This is a genomic window from Devosia sp. FKR38, assembly GCF_005222805.1.
GTDB lineage: Bacteria > Pseudomonadota > Alphaproteobacteria > Rhizobiales > Devosiaceae > Devosia.
This window is the reverse complement of the sequence record NZ_STGC01000005.1, coordinates 2,127,256-2,140,754: the sequence shown is the minus strand read 5'-3', so window position 1 is coordinate 2,140,754 and position 13,499 is coordinate 2,127,256. Positions and strand designations below refer to the sequence as shown.

Annotated in this window: 15 protein-coding genes and 1 pseudogene; 6 read left to right on the top strand and 10 right to left on the bottom strand. The window is 62.4% G+C overall.

Annotation, left to right across the window (positions count from 1 at the left end):
• Window positions 1-40: 40 nt before the first annotated feature.
• The 3 genes from E8M79_RS15305 to nirK form a co-directional block, all read right to left on the bottom strand.
• Window positions 41-688, bottom strand: a complete 648-nt coding sequence (locus E8M79_RS15305) for a Crp/Fnr family transcriptional regulator (protein ID WP_248305073.1) — start codon at window positions 686-688, stop codon at window positions 41-43.
• Between the two features lie 150 nt (window positions 689-838).
• Window positions 839-1,729 carry an SUMF1/EgtB/PvdO family nonheme iron enzyme gene (locus tag E8M79_RS15300; RefSeq protein ID WP_137152720.1) on the bottom strand — a complete coding sequence of 297 codons (891 nt, stop codon included), beginning with the start codon at window positions 1,727-1,729 and terminating at the stop codon, window positions 839-841.
• 86 nt (window positions 1,730-1,815) lie between these two features.
• On the bottom strand, window positions 1,816-2,943 hold the full coding sequence (gene nirK, locus E8M79_RS15295) for a copper-containing nitrite reductase (protein WP_137152719.1): 1,128 nt from the start codon (window positions 2,941-2,943) through the stop codon (window positions 1,816-1,818).
• Between the two features lie 213 nt (window positions 2,944-3,156).
• On the opposite strand from nirK, the gene E8M79_RS15290 reads away from it, so the two are divergent.
• Both E8M79_RS15290 and E8M79_RS15285 read left to right on the top strand, forming a co-directional pair.
• Complete coding sequence (locus E8M79_RS15290) at window positions 3,157-3,597, top strand: pseudoazurin (protein ID WP_137152718.1); 441 nt, start codon at window positions 3,157-3,159, stop codon at window positions 3,595-3,597.
• Between the two features lie 120 nt (window positions 3,598-3,717).
• Window positions 3,718-5,280, top strand: coding sequence for a PAS domain S-box protein (locus E8M79_RS15285; RefSeq protein WP_137152717.1), 1,563 nt, complete (start codon window positions 3,718-3,720; stop codon window positions 5,278-5,280).
• On the opposite strand, the gene E8M79_RS15280 is transcribed toward E8M79_RS15285, so the two are convergent.
• The gene (locus tag E8M79_RS15280; RefSeq protein ID WP_137152716.1) at window positions 5,255-5,959 is read right to left on the bottom strand and encodes a response regulator; all 705 of its coding nucleotides are present in this window, start codon (window positions 5,957-5,959) and stop codon (window positions 5,255-5,257) included. The genes E8M79_RS15285 and E8M79_RS15280 overlap by 26 nt on opposite strands.
• A gap of 98 nt (window positions 5,960-6,057) precedes the next feature.
• Here E8M79_RS15280 and E8M79_RS15275 point away from each other — a divergent pair, with 98 nt between their 5' ends.
• Together E8M79_RS15275 and E8M79_RS15270 are read left to right on the top strand one after the other, a co-directional pair.
• Window positions 6,058-6,726, top strand: coding sequence for a helix-turn-helix domain-containing protein (locus tag E8M79_RS15275; protein ID WP_137152715.1), 669 nt, complete (start codon window positions 6,058-6,060; stop codon window positions 6,724-6,726).
• Between the two features lie 7 nt (window positions 6,727-6,733).
• Window positions 6,734-6,994 carry a hypothetical protein gene (locus tag E8M79_RS15270; RefSeq protein WP_137152714.1) on the top strand — a complete coding sequence of 87 codons (261 nt, stop codon included), beginning with the start codon at window positions 6,734-6,736 and terminating at the stop codon, window positions 6,992-6,994.
• Here the strand turns inward: E8M79_RS15270 and hemN are convergent.
• Window positions 6,980-8,335: an oxygen-independent coproporphyrinogen III oxidase gene (gene hemN / locus E8M79_RS15265; protein WP_137152713.1), complete on the bottom strand. Its 1,356-nt coding sequence runs from the start codon at window positions 8,333-8,335 to the stop codon at window positions 6,980-6,982. The genes E8M79_RS15270 and hemN overlap by 15 nt on opposite strands.
• A gap of 303 nt (window positions 8,336-8,638) precedes the next feature.
• Here hemN and E8M79_RS15260 point away from each other — a divergent pair, with 303 nt between their 5' ends.
• Window positions 8,639-8,890 (top strand): DUF2249 domain-containing protein, encoded by a 252-nt coding sequence (locus E8M79_RS15260; protein WP_137152712.1) that lies wholly within the window; start codon window positions 8,639-8,641, stop codon window positions 8,888-8,890.
• Window positions 8,891-8,949: 59 nt separating this feature from the next.
• On the opposite strand, the gene pdxH is transcribed toward E8M79_RS15260, so the two are convergent.
• The 3 genes from pdxH to E8M79_RS15245 form a co-directional block, all read right to left on the bottom strand.
• Entirely contained in the window at window positions 8,950-9,588 is a 639-nt protein-coding gene (gene pdxH / locus E8M79_RS15255; RefSeq protein ID WP_171015884.1) for a pyridoxamine 5'-phosphate oxidase, read from the bottom strand.
• Window positions 9,589-9,621: 33 nt separating this feature from the next.
• Complete coding sequence (locus tag E8M79_RS15250; protein WP_137152710.1) at window positions 9,622-10,209, bottom strand: hypothetical protein; 588 nt, start codon at window positions 10,207-10,209, stop codon at window positions 9,622-9,624.
• 426 nt (window positions 10,210-10,635) lie between these two features.
• Window positions 10,636-12,240, bottom strand: coding sequence for an EAL domain-containing protein (locus tag E8M79_RS15245; protein ID WP_137152709.1), 1,605 nt, complete (start codon window positions 12,238-12,240; stop codon window positions 10,636-10,638).
• A 99-nt stretch (window positions 12,241-12,339) separates the two neighbouring features.
• Between E8M79_RS15245 and nrtS the strand changes: the two genes are divergently transcribed.
• Window positions 12,340-12,594, top strand: a complete 255-nt coding sequence (nrtS, locus tag E8M79_RS15240) for a nitrate/nitrite transporter NrtS (RefSeq protein WP_205747919.1) — start codon at window positions 12,340-12,342, stop codon at window positions 12,592-12,594.
• A gap of 108 nt (window positions 12,595-12,702) precedes the next feature.
• Here nrtS and E8M79_RS15235 read toward each other — a convergent pair whose 3' ends face one another.
• Both E8M79_RS15235 and E8M79_RS18620 read right to left on the bottom strand, forming a co-directional pair.
• Window positions 12,703-13,203 carry a DoxX family protein gene (locus tag E8M79_RS15235; RefSeq protein WP_137152708.1) on the bottom strand — a complete coding sequence of 167 codons (501 nt, stop codon included), beginning with the start codon at window positions 13,201-13,203 and terminating at the stop codon, window positions 12,703-12,705.
• A 14-nt stretch (window positions 13,204-13,217) separates the two neighbouring features.
• Window positions 13,218-13,499: pseudogene (locus tag E8M79_RS18620) on the bottom strand (DUF2063 domain-containing protein); the annotation flags it as partial.

Genomic DNA, 13,499 nt, shown 5'->3' with positions numbered 1-13,499 from the left:
AGGCTCATGTTCCTTGCGGGAGCGCAAGGAACGGCGAGAACTACTGCCCCTCGGCCAGAGCCTCTAGGCGGGCCCTGTCCCGGATCAGCAACTTTTGCCGACCGCCCTTGACGATCCCCTGGCTCTCCCAGGCGCTGAACAGTCGCGACACCGTGTGAAGCGTCGTTCCGGTCATCTCCGCCACGTCCTGGCGCGTCAGCGGAAAATCAATGTGTACGCCATCGCCATCCGCGTCCCGGCGGCCCGCCTGATCCATCAGCCGCAGCACGGCATGGGCGACTCGGCGCTCCACCTCCTCTGTGGACATCTCCCTGATTCGAGTATGGGCTTCCTGCAGGCGCTGGCCAATCGTGCGCATGGCATTGACGGCCAGGTTGGGGTTCTGCTCGACGATGCTCGCCCAGACCTCGTTCGGCCAGCAGATCACTACACTTTCCGCAGCAGCGATCGGCGTTCCGGGATAATCGTCACGCTGCAGCGCCTGGGCAAAGCCAAACAGGTCTCCAGGATGCACCACCCGGACGATGATCTGCTGACCCTCGGCCGTAACCTGGGTAACCTTGAGCCTGCCGTGCAGGAGCAGAAAGAACTGGGTGGCCTTCTGCCCCTGTTCGAAGACGGCCTCCCCAGGCGGGATCCGGCGCATTGCGGCTCGCGCGAGCATGCGTTCGAGCTCGACGTCAGCCATATTGGCAAAGAGTGGCAAGGAGCGCACGAGGCTCCGGTCGATGTCGGCCACGCTGCTATCCCCAACTTCCGATGCCCTCAGATACATCAAAAGTCTCTGGCGCGATATGCGCGCGGCGGTCGCACGCACCACCCATGCACCAATGCCAGGTCAGCGGCCAGGAAACATGTGGTCAAGGAGCGCTTCGTGCCAGGTGGGGCGGCGCACCAGACGGAAACCCAGATTGTCGGGCGGAACCCCCACTGAGCATCCGCCGCTCTTGGCATCGCGAATGAAATAGCTGGTAGCGGCCCGGTGCTTGCCCTCCAGGACCCGGATGGTGCAGGCGGGCGAGTCGGTGACGACGGCGCCAACCTCATCCACTTGGACACGCCGATGGCAGGTTTGCGTCCATTCCCAGACATTGCCAGCCATATCCATCACCCCGTTGGTGTTGACGCCGAAGCTGCCCAATTGGCGCGGCATCGGATCGGCAGTGCGGTTTCGGGCCGCCTCTTGGCGATAATTGGCGATCCATCTCAATGCCGGATTGGCGGGATCGTCCCCCAGGTTGAGCGCGTCGTCGACGAAGCGCTCGGCAGCCGCATAGGCCCATTCTGCATCGGTGGGTAGGCTCCAGTTCTGGCCGGTCCGCGCGCTGAGCCAGGCAGCGTAGTTCGTCGCATCCTCGAAATTGACGCCCGTTACCGGCACGTTGACGCCTACACCACCCAGGGCAGGCGCACACTGGCCATCGGCGACGCAACGCTCATAGTCGATGGCGGTAACCTGGTAGGTCATGATCTCCAGTGGCTGTTCAAGAGCCACCGTGATCATTGGCGCATCTATGGGATTGTTGTCCCGCAGGAAGTGACCCTCGGTGCGGTAGGTAAGGCTTCCCGGAGGCAGGATGACTGTTGCGGGAGACGCAGCGGGATCCAACCCGAACAGGGGCGGGAGCGGGCCGAGTTGAGCGGCGAGTGCTCCCAGTGCCAGGGCCAGGAGTGCCGATGGCAAAAGGAGGCCCCTCAGGTCGTTTGGATGCACCGCTTGGGCTGTCATGTCTGCCTCCGGGATGTGCCAGCCAGGAGCCTGGGCCGGCATTTTGAGGCGGGAGCCGCAGGGCGGCTCCCGCAAGATGAGAGGGCCTAGATGGGGCTTGGCGCCAGCACGCCGGTCATCAGGTCGTCGTTCCAGTCTCCTTCGACCACGAAGTGACCGGCAGCGCCGAACTCGAAGGCCTCGATCAGGTTGTGGTTGACATAGGCATAGACGCCCGGCTGCTGGAACGTGTAGATGGCGGCCCCCGCCGTGCCACCCGGAATGAACCAGGTTTCCTGGTCGACATCGGGCGGTGTGTGGAACTTGCCGGTGGGCCAGACGAAGTCGCCATGACCACCAATCAGATGGGGCCGCGTGTCGCGATTGGCCTGCGAATGCACGATCAGCACCGTTTCCCCGACACTGGCCTTGAGGGCATTGTCGCCGGTGAGCGCGCCCACCTTGCCGTTGAACACAATGTGGCTGGGCAGAAGAGTGCGCATGACGTCGATGGTATCGGCATAGCCGTCCCCGATGCTCTCGTAGGTCTTGTAATTGCCCTCGGCATCCTTGGGCACATAGAAGTCCTGCTCGCCCACATAGTAGACGCGGTCATAGGTGATCGCGTTGCCCTTGGGATCCTTCAAGCCATCCCGCGGCAGCACCATGATGGCGCCATTCATGCCCGAGGTGACATGCCAGGGAACCATCCCTTCGGGAGCGCAGTGGTAGACAAACACGCCGGCCTTGATCGCCTTGAAGCGCAGGATGGCCTTTTCGCCAGGATTGACATTGGTCAGCGCCGCACCACCCAGCGCGCCCGTGGCCGCATGGAAGTCGATATTGTGCGGCATCAGGTTGGTGTCGGGGTTGATCAGGGTCAGTTCGACATAGTCCCCCTCATGCACGACCATCAGGGGGCCGGGGACCGAGCCATTGAAAGTCATGGCCCAGAGCTCGACGCCGTCCTCCACCTCGTGTCGCTTTTCCTCGATCGTCATGGTGAATTCGACGATGCGGGGAGCACCGGGGGCGACCTGATCATGCGCGTGGACGAAGGGCGGCGGCACCAGTTCCACCTTGACCCGTTCCAGCGTGGTCAAATCGACTGTGGCGACCGCCGCGGACACTTCTTCTGCCGTCGTCGCCACAACTGCGGCCAACTGTGCGGCAGCTCCAATTGCAGCTGCGCCCACAAGTAATTCTCGGCGCGAAAGTGTGCTATTGCTTGCCATCGTCTTCTCCATGATATGGCACAACGCGACCTGTGCCGTCATGGAGACCTCTATACGGCGCCTGCGGAAGGTTCATTGATCGAGCGCAAATAACCGTCGCATTCACGCGATGTTGGCCAGACACAATATTTGTCCTGGATCAAAGACCGGTCGGACCCGTCCCCCTACAAGGGCGCCAACGGGTCAGCCGGACCCAGTCAAAGGAGAACTTCGATGCGCCTGATCGCAAAAACACTGATGACCATTGTCGCCCTCGGCCTGGCAGCCCCAGCCTTTGCGGCCGACTACGAGATCCAGATGCTCAACAAGGGCGAGGCCGGCACCATGGTGTTCGAGCCGAATTTCGTGGCCATCCAGCCGGGCGACACGGTCACATTCGTGCCTACGGACAAGAGCCACAATGTCGAAACCATCAAAGACATGTTCCCCGAGGGCTTCGAACCTTTCAAGAGCAAGGTCAACGAAGCCTTCACGGTGACGTTTGACCTGCCGGGCATCTATGGGTTCAAGTGCACGCCGCACTTCGCCATGGGCATGGTGGGATTGATCGCGGTGGGGGACGAGTTGCCCAACCTCGAAGCTGTCCGTGCCGTCAAGCTGCCAAACAAGGCGCAGGAGCGGATCGACGCCGCATTCGCCGGCCTCGGGCTCTGATCGCCCCACAAGACCAGCAGTATGCCCTCACAGTTGGTGTGGGGGCATTTTTCTGTCTGGTGGGTTGGCGTGCGGACAAATCTGGTTAGGTTGAGGCCCCTGACAACCCGGATTGGCCACATGTCGGATCCCGATACAAGTGCTTTGCTCGGCCAGGCCCGCAAGCTGCAGGCCATCCTGGAATCGGCCGTCGACGCCATCATCACTATCGATGGGGTGGGTATCATAACCACGGTCAACCCTGCGGCGGCGCGTCTGTTTGGCTACGCGCCCGCAGAGTTCATCGGGCGGAACGTCCATTTCCTGATGCCCGAGCCCTATCACTCTGCGCATGACGGCTACATTGCCAACTATCGTCGGTCCGGCACCCCCAAGATCATCGGCATTGGCCGCGAGGTAACCGGTCGCCGCCGCGATGGGTCGACCTTTCCGATGCATCTGGCCGTCAGCGAGTTCGAGATGGACGGCCGAATATTCTTCACCGGCATCATTCACGATCTTTCCGGCCAGAAGCAGACAGAGCAGGCGCTGCGGCAGGCCCAGAAGATGGAAGCCATGGGCCAGCTGACCGGGGGCATCGCCCATGATTTCAACAACCTGCTGACCGTGATCATCGGCAATCTCGAAATGCTCGAAGCCCGGCTCACCACGACTGCCCAGCGTGAGCTGACGACGGAAGCGCTGGAAGCTGCCGACCTGGGAGCGCGGCTGACAGCCCGGCTCCTGGCCTTCGCACGGCGTTCTCACCTTGAGCCCGAGGTCGTCAACCTCAACGATTTCGTGCTCGGCCTCACCGACTTGCTGCATCGCACCCTAGGCGCGACAATTGCCCTGTCCAACTCGCTGACACCCAGGCTCTGGCCCACGCGGATCGACCCGTCCCAGGTCGAGAGCGCCATCGTCAACCTGGCGGTCAACGCGCGCGATGCAATGCCCAACGGGGGCAGGCTGATCGTGGAAACGGCCAATGTCAGTGTCGACACCGCCATGTCCGAGCACCTGGATGGGCTACAAACCGGCGACTATGTGCGATTAAGCGTTGCAGATACTGGCCAGGGCATGTCGGCAGATGTGCGGGAGCGGGCCTTCGAGCCCTTCTTCACCACCAAGGAAAAGGGACGAGGCACTGGGCTCGGGCTGTCGATGATCTACGGTTTCGCCAAGCAATCGGGCGGACATGCCTCGATTTACAGCGAGCCCGGTCGCGGAACCACGGTCAATATCTACCTGCCACGCCATGGCGAGGTGGCCTCGACCGCGGAAGAGCCGGAATCGCACGAGCCGATCAGCACAGGCAAGACGGTTCTGGTGGTCGAAGACGATCCCCGCGTGCGCAAGCTCACGGTCAGCAGGCTGGAGGCGCTTGGCTATGCCACCCTGGTTGCCGCCGATGCGCACGAAGCCCTGCATATTCTTGCGCGGGAGATCGGCATCGACCTGGTATTCACCGACCTGGTCATGCCCGGCGGCATGTCGGGCTACGAACTGGCACACCGCATTGCGGTCGATTATCCCGGCCTGCAGGTCTTGCTCACATCCGGTTATGCAGATGAACTGGTGCGCCGGGATGCCGACGCCATCGCCCACCTCAAGGTTCTCGGGAAGCCCTATCGCCAGGCGGATCTGGCCAGGGCGATCGCCGAAGCGATCGAGAGCCCTACCGGTCCAGGCGCTGAGGGGTAAAGCAGTAGCCCGCGCCGCGCACGGTCTTGATGAGCTGGGGATTTCGGGTGTCGGGCTCGATCAGCTTTCGCAGGCGCGCCACCTGATTGTCGATGCTGCGATCGTTGGGCGACCAATCGTGTCCCTTGAGCAGGTCCATGATCCTGTCCCGGTTCAGAACCACATGGGCGTTGCCGACGAAAACAGCCAGCAGATCGAACTCGCCACTGGTCAGCGCTATGTCCCCGTCGGGTCCGGTAAGCGCGCGCCGGGCCGGGTCCAGCACAAAGCCGTCAAACCTCACGACCGTTGTCGCCTGGGCGGGCGCGTTGCTGCTCCGGCGCAGGACGCTGCGGATGCGCGCCAGCACCTCGCGCAGATGAAAGGGCTTGGCTATGTAGTCATCCGCCCCGATCTCCAACCCGACAATGCGATCGATCATGTCCCCTTTCCCGGTGATCATGATGATCGGAACATTGGACATCTGCCGCAGCTGGCGGGCGACCGACAGCCCATCCGCGCGTCCCAGGTTGAGATCGAGTGTGACCAGGTGGACGCCGGAGCGGACCGCCAGGTCCACATCCGAGCCATCGGCCGATTCGGTAACGCGGTAGCCTTCCTCTTCGAGGCTCCGGCGCAGCATGCGACGAATTTGTGCGTCGTCATCGACAACCAGAATGTGCTGCTGGCTCTCCGGCATCGGATTGTCCGCCGTTACAATTGGTTACAATCATCGGATAGGCCGATTACCTTGCCATGGTCAATTCCATTCCGCCCTAGGTAGAACCGAGCTGACCCATGTACCTCTTCCCCAACGCCGCCGCTCCTACCGGTCAAGATCACAGCCGCGCCCAGACCAACCTGGGGCGTGTCGTTGGCGCCACCACAGTCCTGTTTCACGAAGGTGACCAGGCGGGCGCGCTCTTCGAGGTGGTATGCGGTGTGTTCCGCGCCACCAAGGTCTTTCCCGATGGACGCCGGCAGGTGGTGGGCTTCGCCTATCCCGGCGACATTATCGGGCTGGGCCACGGGGCAAGCTATCGCTTCGATTGCGACGCCCTGACGCCGGCGCGCGTTGAAATCTCCACCCAGGGCGAGATGCTGGCCGCCGTGAGCGTCAGGCCCGAACTCGCGAGTCGCCTGATCGCGATGGCGGCGGCGGAAATCGGTGCCATGCATGACCTTTCCGTCCTGCTGTGCCGGAAATCGGCCATGGAGCGGATTGCGGGCTTCCTGATGTCCCTGGCCCGCAGGACCGGCAAGCTGGCCAATGACGAGCGCATCGCACTGCCCATGTGCCGCGCCGACATCGCAGACCATCTCGGCCTGACTATCGAAACCGTCAGCCGGAACATGACCAAGCTCAAGGTCCGTGGCATTGTCGATCTGCCAAGCCGCGGCTGCTTCGTCATCCGCGACATCGAGCGGCTGACCCAACTCGCCGAGAGCGACCCTTCTGTTCATTGAGGCCAGAATGCCCCAGCCCCATCGGGTCGCGGTCGCCTATTTCCGAAGTCGCGCCGAGGCCGACGAGGCCTGGATCCTGCTCGTTGGCCAGGGCGTCGATGTAGCCGCTATGCGGATCGAGCCAGCCAGTGCCTATGGTGCTTCTGCGTGCAAGCTCATTCTGATGCTCCCCACAGAGTCGGAACGCCGCTTGCTGGATATCCTGCTCACCAGTCCGGCCATCCGGCTCGACATCCACGACGCCAGGGATTGGCTAGACGGCGGCTGAATGCCGGGCGGCATTGCGCCCCAGATAGGCATCAAACCGTGAGGCGATGGTCCTGATGAAGGGACGGCCCCTTTCGGTCACGGCGAAGACGTCTCCCTCTATCCTGGTCAGCGCGTCACTATCGCCTTGCGCATGCGCTGCCGCCTCCTCCATCAACCGATCCCCCGCCGGGCCGTGATCGGCGAGGTCGGCCGGACGCAAGCGGAAGGTACAGAGCAGAGCGGCGATGGCATCCGCCCGCAATCGATCGTCGGGCGTCAGAGCAATCCCACGTACGGTCGCACCGCTTCCGGCAAGCACGGCGTCGCAATAGGCGCCGGTCGGCGTCAGGTTCTGGACGTATCCCTGCGGCAGGCGCCCGATGGCCGATGCGCCCAGCCCGATCAGAGCGTCAGCGGCGTCGTCGGTATAACCCTGAAAGTTCCGCTTCAGCCGGCCCAGGCGGCTCGCCTGCGCCAGTCGATCATCGGCACGGGCAAAATGGTCGAAGCCGACGGGCTCCAGTCCCGCACTCGACATGAGATCCGCTGCGAGTCCTGCCTGCCTGAACCTGGCATATCTATCCGGCAGGGCCGCTTCAGGGATCATCTTCTGGTGTGTCTTCATCCAGGGCACATGGGCATAGCCGAACAGGGCCACCCGATTCGGTGCCAAGGTCAACGCCAGGTTCACCGTGTTTGCCAGACCGGCCTCATCCTGGAAGGGCAGTCCATAGAGCAGGTCAAGGTTCACCGACGCGACACCACGCAAACGCATGGCATCGACCACCGCACTGGTCTGCTCGTAGGTCTGCATGCGGTTGATGGCTTTCTGGACGCGCGGATCGAAGTCCTGCACCCCGATGCTGGCCCGGTTGAGACCGAACTGCGCCATGGCGTCATAGCGCCCGTCATCGAGGTCGTTCGGGTCGATCTCGATGCTGATCTGGGCAAACGGATCGATATGAAACGCTGTTGACAGTTTCTGCTTGAGAACACCCAGATCCAGCGGGGTGAGAAGTGTGGGCGAGCCGCCGCCAAGGTGGATGGCTGTGACCCGGCCGCGCCCACCCAGTCTCCGGGCGACCCATTCAATCTCCTGATAGAGCGCCAGCAGGTAGGCCGCCACCGGCTCATAGCGGAGCGTGTGCTTGGTGTGGCATCCACAGAACCAGCACAGGCGATCACAATAGGGTATGTGCAGGTAGAGTGAAATCGTCGCGTCGGAGGGGAGTGCATCGAGCCACTGGCCGTAGGCGGCGGAATCAATGCCATCGTGGAAATGCGGTGCCGTAGGGTAGCTGGTGTATCGCGGCACCGGACCCGAATAACGCTCCACCAGTTCCCGCGCATCAAGCGTCATCAAGACCTCCATCAGACCTTTGCCGGCGTGGCCCTCAGCTTGTTGTATGATCCGAGCCCGTCCAGGCTTCTTTGCTCTGCAGCAATTCTGACCCCGATCCTGTCCGTGGGCCGCCGGCCAGACCTTGCGCTGACGCAAAGACGACAATCGTTCACTCGTCTAGGTCAGGCCGGTTCGCCCACCTCCGGAAACGAACCGTCCTAGACGCCAAAGCCGAGGTTGCGAACCATCGGGCCGTATGGCTCGAACTCGTCAACCAGCCGCCGTGCAACCGCGTTGCGGCAACCAAGAGGTAGATTTCCAATGTGCAGCGACTGCCAGTCCAGCGAAACAATCATCGATGTCCGAACGATCGCCCCGCGCCTGCGTCACCCGATGATCTTCAACACCTTCCAGAACCTGAATGCCGGCGAGGCGTTCCTGATCGTCAACGACCACGACCCCAAGCCGCTACACTACCAGTTCGCCGCCGAATATCCCGATACGTTCGAATGGACCTACGAACAACAGGGACCCGAAGTGTGGCAGGTTCGCGTGACGCGCACGGCAGCCTAGTGCTGCACTCTCTCCTCCACCGCCCACTCGAGCGGTGGAGGCCAGCACAGTCGAACGGGTCAGGGCGAAAGGCGCGAGGCAGACCAGGCTCCGTCCGCTTCAGACCGGCTGAACAGCAGGCGATCATGAAGCCTGTCGACCCCATCTTCCCAGAACTCGATTTCTGCAGGCTTGACGCAAAAGCCTGACCACCATGATGGCCGCGGAACGATACCGGCATACCTGGCATCAATCGCACTGACACGGTCCAGCAAGGCTGACCTGCTCGCGATGACCGTCGATTGTGCAGAAGCATGTGCACCGATCTGCGAGCCGCGAGGACGCGTGGCGAAGTATTCATCCGCAAAGGGCTCCTCCACCAGGGCGGCTCTGCCTCGGACCCGGACTTGCCTGCCCATTTCAGGCCAGTAGAAACAGAGGGCCGCCTTGCCGGACTGAAGCAATTGTCGACCCTTGGGACTGTCCAGGTTGGTGAAAAACACCAGTTCGCCGTGCCGTATCGCCTGAAGCAGGACCACCCTGACGTCCGGATCGCCGCTTGAGCCTACGCTGGCCAGGGCCATGGCGTTGGCCGCGAATCCGATTGCAGCCCTCGCCTCCCGCAGCCAGCGTTCCAGGGTGAACAAGGGGTCATCCTGAGAGCTTTCGCCTCGGGCAATGAAGATCGAGTCGACGGTTCCGGCAAATGCTTGTGACAAGGTGTGTCCTCTTGAAGTGACGATGTTACGGCTTCAGCGCACTCGGTCGCCGCGCATCTGGACATCGAGCGGGATGAAGAGCGCCTCGGGCGGCGGTGCATCGCGGTCGTCCCCGACGTTGGCCCCGCGTTCGGGACGGGCTCGATGGGACAATCCAAGGGCGGTTACCAGCAGCCAGGCGGAGAAGGTCAGCTCCCTTGCCAAGGTCCAGTCTTGATCTGGCGCGGAAGCGATAGTACCCAGCCCCAGACCTGCCAGGGCGGCGCCGATGGTCAATGTCCCGACCAGCACGTTGCCAAATCTGCTCGATGCGGGAAAACTCATGGCTATGACGGCCACGATGCCAGCGCTTCGGAGGCCGGACAAGACTGCCTGAGGACCGGCGGCAGTTGCCGCAGCCGACATCAGGGCCATGGCCAATCCACCGATGCCAACTGGCGCCAGGGCGATCAAGGATGGAAAGCTCAATCGCCGGTTGGGGTACAAGGCAAGCATGGCAGCGAACAGGGCGACGGCTACATTGCCACCAACCGCAGGCCCCACGCTTTCAACCTGTCCGAACCGGGCCATGGCCGCGGCGAGCGCAAGGAAGCCCGCACCACAGCAACCAGTCACCGCCACGCTCGCCGGGTCCAGGTGTAGTTGACGGCCCCTTTGCGAGGGCGGGCGTGATTGAGGGTGTTTCGACATGGCTTACTCCGAGGCGGAACGCACCATGCTCTCCTCGACCCTTCGTTGCGGCAGCGCAAACTCGCCAAAGATCAGTGCGGCGGCGCAACATCTACCGGAGCGTTCAGCGTTTGCTCGAAAAAGACCTGTGCAAGTCGCGAGCTACGCACGACTTTGGTCCGCTTTCTGATCCCGCTCAGCCAAAAGCAGACAGGCCGCTACCGGCCCCATTTCCGTCGTTCAACAGGACCCGGGCAACGGCAAGAATGGGGCCGTTAGCGGAATGGCTGGTTTTGGCTGGACCTGGGGCCAAAGCTGACGTTGACAAGACATAGTAGTGGTCATCGCCAGCACCAGAGGAGGCGCACATGCCAGTGGCTAAGCCATTTGCGGATCCCTGGTGGTCACCTGCGCGAGAAGCTCGTGGTCGCGGATCAAGGCGCGGAATGCAGCCAGGGGCACCGGTCTGGATACCAGGTAACCTTGGCCCTGGGCGACGCCTGCGATTGCCAGCGCTGCCCTTTGGTCTTCGGTCTCAATGCCCTCGGCGACCATCACTGCGCCCATGCGCTGCCCAAGTTTCACCAACACCTCAATTATGGCATCTGCGGCTTCGGCCGTGCCAGCGACGTCAACAAACTTCTTGTCGATCTTGATGATGTCCGGGCTGAGGTCTTGAATGTGCCCCAGGCCATTATGGCCAGCGCCGGTATCGTCCAGCGAAATGCGGTAGCCGCGCTTGCGGGCCTCGATGGTCACAGCGACAGCCTGTTTCATGTCAGGAAAGGCGCTACGCTCGGTTAGCTCGAGAACGATACAGCTCTTGGACGATCCGGCCTGAGCGACGATTTGATCAAGTGCCTCAAGAAACCCAGGCTGAGCGAAGTGGGCCGGATCGATATTGAAGGCAATCTTGAAATCGGGCCTGTCGAACAGAAGCGGCGCCATCTCGGTCAGCGCCTGTGCCACAAGCCGCTCCGTCATCGGGACGATAAGGCCGCTTGCTTCAGCAATGGGAATGAAGCGGTCGGGAAAAACCAGTTCGCCGTCCCGCCGCCGCCAGCGCACCAAGACTTCGCAGCCGACAATGCGAGACGTCGCCAGTTCAAAGATCGGCTGATAATAGGGAACCAGTTCGCCCCGGCGTATGGCCGACCGCAAGGCATCCACCGGGCTGGGTGGCCGCATGAAGGTTTGGGCGGCCAGCAACCCGATTATCGCGCCGGCGGTGGCCCCGATGGCCAGTACTGGGGCCAAGGGCCAAGGATTCCAGTTGCGAAGGCTGCCTTCGCTGGTGGCCAATGCGACGCTGACCGGGTAGCGATCCGAGGTTGCCGAAAAGGCCCGGGCGGTCTCGTTGGGCGCTGTGCTCGCCACATCGCCAAAGCGTGCGACCACGTCTTGCGGGCCAATGCGGATTTCGGCGAGTGCCTCGTCCCGCAATTGCGCGGGGAAAATATCAAACATCAGCATGTCGATATTGAGCGTAGCCGCAATCGAATGCGTCCCGCCAATGCGCCAGAGGACGCGAAAGAGCCCGCTTCCCTCGGTATGGCTTGGTTGCAGCACTATGGATGCGTTGCGCGATTCATACTCTGGCACCCGGGCACTCCCGGACGTCAACAAGTCGAACTGGACGGGCGCTGTGGAACACATCAATTGCCCATCCGGCGCCAGCACAGCGATGTCCTTGATGGCGCCGCGAATAAACGTCTGCTGTCTGAGGGCTCGGAGCGCGTCGATATTGCACAGGTCGTTGCTGGGCGCTGTATAGTCTCCAAGCGTGATGACCGCGTAGTCAATCGCCAATTCGGCACGTTGCAGCAGTTGACCGCTCAGTTCCTCGAGTTGTGCGAGGTTGCGTTGGGCGCGAAGGTTCTCCAGCCCGGCCCACCCCGCCCAGGCAAAAGCCAGCGCCGAGCTCACCACAACCAGGGCGCTCAGAACAGCACGGTAACTTCTCCTCGCTATCGTGACTGCCACGGCCAGCTCCGCATTTCCGTAACAAGAATTAGGCTGCAGAGACTTTCAATCGGTTAAGCAGCACGACAACGTGAAGCAGCAGTTCCAAAGGGGCGAGGCATGTCAGGTATCGATGAGAAGCAACCAAGCGCGCTAAAACTTGCCCTCAGCAGAAGGGTCATGGCGCAGTCTGCAGTCGTCGCAGTCATCGTTGGGACTGCACTGAACCTGATCAATCAAGGCGATGCCATGCTGGCGGGCACCGCGCTCAGTATCCCCAAGCTGCTATTGACCTATGCGGTGCCATTCCTCGTCTCCACTTATGGCGCCTGGAGCATGGCCACAGCCATGCACCGAAAAGGCGAGATCGCCTGATTTGGGGGGCTGAAGCATCTCTCCGGACACCGTGGACGGCACAGCAGAAGAACGCCCCCGCTTCTGGCCTCTTTGCGATCATCCCCGTCATGCCCTTTGTGCGTTTGGTCACGAGGTATGCGCGGCGTGCCGGGCTGGAGTGTGTCGGGTCATCACCCTAGCGAGCGCGTCGACCGATAGCCGCCCGCCGCCGAAGGCCATCAGGGCGAGGGCCATGGCGGCCCAGGGGAGGTGGAAGTTGATCAGGCCATCAGGGATGGTGAGCTGGATCACCAGTGTCATCAGCACAATGCCCAGGGCGGCATAGCGCGTGCCCAGCCCCAGGACCAGCAGCACCGGCAGGATGACCTCGCCCAGCCCGGCCAGAAAGGCGGCGGTGAGCGGAAAGGGATAGGCAATGGCATGCCCGAAAATATGCAGCTTGAACTCCTGCTGGAACAGGTAGCGCGCGCCGCTCGACAGGTTGAGGAACCCGTCCCATTTGGTCATGCCCGACCGCCAGAAGGGGATGGCCAGCGCAAAGCGCAGCGCAAGCAGGCCCAGGGAAGCGGGGATGGCGGCAATCAGCCGATCGCCAAGCTGATAGAAACGTCCGATAGTGTGCAGCATGATCGTGCCGCCTCCTACGGCAAAACAGCTTGGGAGAACGCGCCCAGCGAACAGAGCCCCGCCAGCGCGCGTCCAAAATCAAATCCGGAATGGCGTGTGAGCGTGCGCTCCACGGCCTCGCCAATGGGCAAGCCTTGCAACAGGTCCTGCGCGAAGGCGGCGTCTGCAACCGGGATGGCCGTCACTTTGACATCCAGGGCGGGGCGCGTGATCAGCACGGCCTCAGCGCCCGGGCGCACAGGGACGCCCGGCGCCTGATGGGCGGACCAGATCGAGCCAATCGGATGGGCGGAGCA

Bases quoted from the DNA above. Each gene is read 5' to 3' on its own strand.
- E8M79_RS15305 (WP_248305073.1), bottom strand. From the start codon at position 688: ATGGCTGACGTCGAGCTCGAACGCATGCTCGCGCGAGCCGCAATGCGC.
- E8M79_RS15300 (WP_137152720.1), bottom strand. From the start codon at position 1,729: ATGACAGCCCAAGCGGTGCATCCAAACGACCTGAGGGGCCTCCTTTTG.
- nirK (WP_137152719.1), bottom strand. From the start codon at position 2,943: ATGGCAAGCAATAGCACACTTTCGCGCCGAGAATTACTTGTGGGCGCA.
- E8M79_RS15290 (WP_137152718.1), top strand. From the start codon at position 3,157: ATGCGCCTGATCGCAAAAACACTGATGACCATTGTCGCCCTCGGCCTG.
- E8M79_RS15285 (WP_137152717.1), top strand. From the start codon at position 3,718: ATGTCGGATCCCGATACAAGTGCTTTGCTCGGCCAGGCCCGCAAGCTG.
- E8M79_RS15280 (WP_137152716.1), bottom strand. From the start codon at position 5,959: ATGCCGGAGAGCCAGCAGCACATTCTGGTTGTCGATGACGACGCACAA.
- E8M79_RS15275 (WP_137152715.1), top strand. From the start codon at position 6,058: ATGTACCTCTTCCCCAACGCCGCCGCTCCTACCGGTCAAGATCACAGC.
- E8M79_RS15270 (WP_137152714.1), top strand. From the start codon at position 6,734: ATGCCCCAGCCCCATCGGGTCGCGGTCGCCTATTTCCGAAGTCGCGCC.
- hemN (WP_137152713.1), bottom strand. From the start codon at position 8,335: ATGACGCTTGATGCGCGGGAACTGGTGGAGCGTTATTCGGGTCCGGTG.
- E8M79_RS15260 (WP_137152712.1), top strand. From the start codon at position 8,639: ATGTGCAGCGACTGCCAGTCCAGCGAAACAATCATCGATGTCCGAACG.
- nrtS (WP_205747919.1), top strand. From the start codon at position 12,340: ATGTCAGGTATCGATGAGAAGCAACCAAGCGCGCTAAAACTTGCCCTC.
- E8M79_RS15235 (WP_137152708.1), bottom strand. From the start codon at position 13,203: ATGCTGCACACTATCGGACGTTTCTATCAGCTTGGCGATCGGCTGATT.